This window comes from Parafannyhessea sp. (assembly GCF_051876455.1).
GTDB lineage: Bacteria > Actinomycetota > Coriobacteriia > Coriobacteriales > Atopobiaceae > Parafannyhessea.
Genome location: NZ_JBJEHW010000131.1, coordinates 1 through 2,556, shown reverse-complemented (window position 1 = coordinate 2,556; position 2,556 = coordinate 1). Strand labels below are relative to the sequence as shown.

General features: G+C 65.6%; 2 protein-coding genes. Both read left to right on the top strand.

The window, feature by feature from the left end; all coding sequences use genetic code 11:
- The first annotated feature begins 488 nt into the window (after nucleotides 1-488).
- On the top strand, nucleotides 489-1,862 hold the full coding sequence (locus tag ACI38Z_RS05795) for a threonine/serine ThrE exporter family protein (RefSeq protein ID WP_439789244.1): 1,374 nt from the start codon (nucleotides 489-491) through the stop codon (nucleotides 1,860-1,862).
- A 79-nt stretch (nucleotides 1,863-1,941) separates the two neighbouring features.
- Nucleotides 1,942-2,556: hypothetical protein (locus ACI38Z_RS05790; protein WP_439789243.1), on the top strand; the 615-nt coding region annotated here is incomplete at its 3' end.

Sequence of the window (2,556 nt, the reverse complement as noted above, 5' to 3'; positions counted from 1 at the left end):
GCATGCCAAATTCCTCGCCAGATTCCACGTTTAGGAAACCAAGACGCCAAATTTCACGTTTAGCATTTTCGTCGTAAATAGATAAATAAAATAGTACGCAAGGTTCCACGTTTAGCCAAACTGCCACGCTGGATTCCACGTTTAGGTTCCAAGGGCTCCCAGTCCTGCAATTTGTACGCTCGATTCCATCTTTATCCCAAGGACTGCGCTTGATTCCACGTTTAACCAAAAACAACGCTGGCAACCATGTTTAGACCCCAGATTGGAGGGTTAAACGTGGAATCGGACGAGTTATTAGTTTTGAAGCGGAAGGGCGCGGCTGGGGAGAAGGGCGCCCGTCCTTCTCGCCCGCGTCATGCGGGGGCGCCAGGTTTTCAGGTGCGTGTCAGCGGCTTGAGGTTTTTGCCCGACGCCCTAGAATGTGCACGGCCGAAAACGGATTCGTCTGCCCCGCGGGGCGCCCTTGGAAGTGCATTGCCGTGTACGAGATGCCGGAGACCGATGACGAGTGGAACGAGCTCGCCGAGGTCGTGAGCAGCAGCAAGTTCCACCATCCCCACCACATGCCGGTGCGGTGGCACAAGACCATCAGGAACGGTGACATGCGGGCGGTGGACGCCGAGCTTGCCGACAAGACAGCGGTCATCGCGCGCGTGGGCATCCTCACGCTTTCCGGCGGTACCGGCGGCTGGCGCGTGCGCGAGGCCATGAACCGCATCGCGCGGGCGCTCGGCGTGGTGTGCTCGGCCGACGTCAGCCTCCTCACCATCGAGTGCACCTGCGTCGACCGCGGCCAGCACGAGACGCTGATCGTGACGCTGCCGACCACCGGCGTGAACACGGAGCGCGTGTGGCGCATGGAGACCCTGATGAAGGACTTCGAGAACTGCGCCTCCCAGCTGACCATCCGCGAGATGCACCGCCTGATGGACCAGGTGGAGTACCAGACGCGCTCGTCCTACTCGCCGGCACAGGTGGGGTTTGCCTCGGCGCTCGCGTGCGCGGCCTTCGTGTTCCTGCTGGGCGGCGGCCCCATCGAGATGCTCTGCGCGTTTGTGGGCGCGGGCGTGGGCAACTTCACCAGGAGGAAGCTGGGCGACCACCGCATCACGCACTTTGCCTGCGTGGGCGCGGCGGTCAGCGCGGCGTGCGTTGCGTACCTTCTCACGCTCCTGGCGCTGAGCTTCCTCCTGCCCAACGCCATGTCCCACGAGGCCGGCTACATTGGCGCGATGCTGTTTGTGATTCCCGGCTTCCCGCTCATCACGAGCGGCCTGGACATCGCCAAGCTTGACTTCAAGAGTGGCATCGAGCGGCTGTGCTACGCGCTGACGGTCATCCTGGTGGCGACGCTCTTTGGCTGGCTGGTCGCGACCGTCGTCCACCTGCAGCCCGACAACTTTGCGCCGCTGGGCCTTTCGCCCGAGGTCACGTGCCTGCTGCGGCTGGCCATGAGCTTCTGCGGCGTGTTTGGTTTCTCCATCATGTTCAACAGTCCCGTCAAGATGGCGGCGCTCGCCGGCGTCATCGGCGCCGTGGCCAACACGCTGCGCCTGGAGGCGGTGGACCTCGCATCCATGCCGCCCGAGGCGGCGGCCCTCCTTGGCGCGCTGGTGGCGGGGCTCCTCGCGTCCGAGATCAGGAAGCGCTACACCTATCCGCGCATCTCGCTCACGGTGCCGTCCATCGTGATCATGGTGCCGGGCCTGTACATGTACCGCGCCGTCTACTACCTCGCCAACTACCAGGTGACCAACTGCCTCATCTGGCTCACCAGGGCCTCGCTCATCGTGACGTTCCTGCCCATCGGCCTCGCGTGCGCCCGCATCCTGACCGACCGCCACTGGCGCTACAACAGCTAGGCGCGGCCGCTGCAAAGGCGTAACGTTCTTCTCGCCCACAGCGTGCGACGTGTGCGGATGGATTTGACGGAGGCTCGGCATGACCTGGGAGCACTTCTACGAGCAGTACGAGGGCTGGTCCAAGGACGAGCTGCTGCGCCACATAAGGAACCTGGCGGACGCCGGCCCCTGGGACGAGGTCGCGGACGTCGCGGGTACGGTGGACGAGAAGGACGTGGACGACGCGCTCGTGCGCCGCTGCCTGGCGTTGGGCCCGGCACCGGACTTTGGCGACGTGCCGGAGTTCTACTTCGAGGTGAGCGACGAGGCGCTGGCAGAGCTGCTGGAGGCCGCCATGCGCGCGGGTAGGCGCATTTCCGCGGACGACGTGGCGGACTTCGCGGGCATGGTGGACACGGACCTCGCCACGCGCCTGTTCCGCTATGCGCTCGGGCGCGGCGTGAGGTTCTCGGCACGGCAGCTGGAGGACCTGGACGGCCTGGTAAACGAGGACGCGCTCGAGGCCGCCGCGAGCCGCGGTGGCTCCGGTTCCGCCGCTGCCCCGTTACGCCAACCGGCGCGGCCCGCGCCCATCGTCCGCGGGGACGGACGCGTCGTGGCCTGCCCCAAGTGCGGCTCCACGGACGTGCGCGTCGCGGCGGAGGGGCTCATGCCGTTTGACGGCCTGCGCGGGCTCGACGTCCGGGGCGTCGGG

Coding starts and splice junctions, on each gene's coding strand:
- ACI38Z_RS05795 (WP_439789244.1), top strand. CDS start 489: ATGCCGGAGACCGATGACGAGTGGAACGAGCTCGCCGAGGTCGTGAGC.